General features: G+C 68.7%; 1 protein-coding gene. It reads left to right on the top strand.

What is annotated here, in order from left to right; all coding sequences use genetic code 11:
* Nucleotides 1-56: 56 nt before the first annotated feature.
* The coding region (locus tag ACFPFQ_RS48295; RefSeq protein WP_379630069.1) for an NF041680 family putative transposase at nt 57-1,432 on the top strand (1,376 nt) is incomplete at its 3' end.

Genomic DNA, 1,432 nt, shown 5'->3' on the forward strand with positions numbered 1-1,432 from the left:
TGATCATTCCTTCTTGCGACAGACGGAAGATCGACCAAGGGCTTCAGTTGATCAGTGTGCATGACACCGGCGTGGCCGGCGCGTTCGGGGACCTGTCCCGGTTCCGTCAGGAGTTCTACCAGTGCCTGACCGCGCGTGCCGACACGTTGTTCGAGCTGAGCGACTCGGTGTTGTGTGCCGACGGGCCGGTCACCTCACTGGTCGAGCTGTCGCTGGCCGTGGAGCACCGACGTGGGCACGGCGCCCTGTATGACAGCCTGAATCAGGGCCGGGTCGACATCGACCGGTTCCGTAATGTTGTTGCCCGCCAGTCGATTCCGCGCTGCGACGACGGTCGTATCGTGTTGGGGATCGATGTCAGCAACTGGCTGCGTCCCGACGCGAACGCCACCCCGGAGCGGCTGTTCTGCCACACCTACGCGCGTGGCAAGGGCCAGGCCCAGATGATCCCCGGGTGGCCCTACTCGTTCGTGGCGGCGCTGGAGCCGGGTCGTACCTCGTGGACGGCGATCCTCGATGCCCAGCGCCTCGGTCCCGACGACGACGGCACCACCGTCGCCGCCGCCCAGCTGCGCGCGGTCACCGAAGGGCTCATCACGGCCGGGCACTGGCACGAGGGCGACCCCGAGATCTGGATCATCGGTGACACCGGATACGACGGACCCCGGCTGGCGTTCCTGCTGGCCGATCTACCGGTCCGCGTGCAGGTCCGGGTGCGATCAGACCGTGTGATGCGGTTCCCGGCGCCACCGCGCACACCGGGAACCGTCGGACGAGGCAAGCGCCACGGGGCCGAGCTCACGTTCAAGGACTCCCGGACCTGGCCCGAACCTGCCCACACCACGACCACCCGGACCAGCCGGTACGGCACCGCAGTGGCCCGTTCCTTCGACCGGCTGCACCCACTGCTGACCCGCCGCGGCGCCTGGGCAGACCACCACGGCGACCTGCCGATCATCGAAGGCACGGTGATCCGGCTACAGGTCGACCGGCTGCCCGGCGACGGCACACCGAAACCGTTGTGGCTGTGGTACTCCGGCACCGGAGCCGACGCCGCGGCCGTGGACCGGTTGTGGCAGATGTTCCTGCGGCGCTTCGATCTCGAGCACACCTTCCGGTTCCTCAAGCAGACCCTGGGCTGGACCCGGCCCCGCGTCCGCACCCCAACGGCGGCTGATCGATGGACCTGGCTGATGTGCGCCGCCTACACCCAACTCCGACTGGCCCGCCACGTCGTCGAGGATCTACGCCGCCCCTGGGAGAAAGCACCCGCCAAACCTGAGCGACTGACCCCTGCCCGCGTCCGGCGAGGGTTTCGCAACATCCGACCGACGATCACCCTGCCAGCCGGTGCACCGAAACCCTCCCGGCCTGGTCCAGGCCGTCCCCCAGGCTCACGCAACACCCACCGCGCCGCCGTATGCCACGTCGG

It is taken from the genome of Pseudonocardia sp. GCM10023141 (assembly GCF_042653605.1).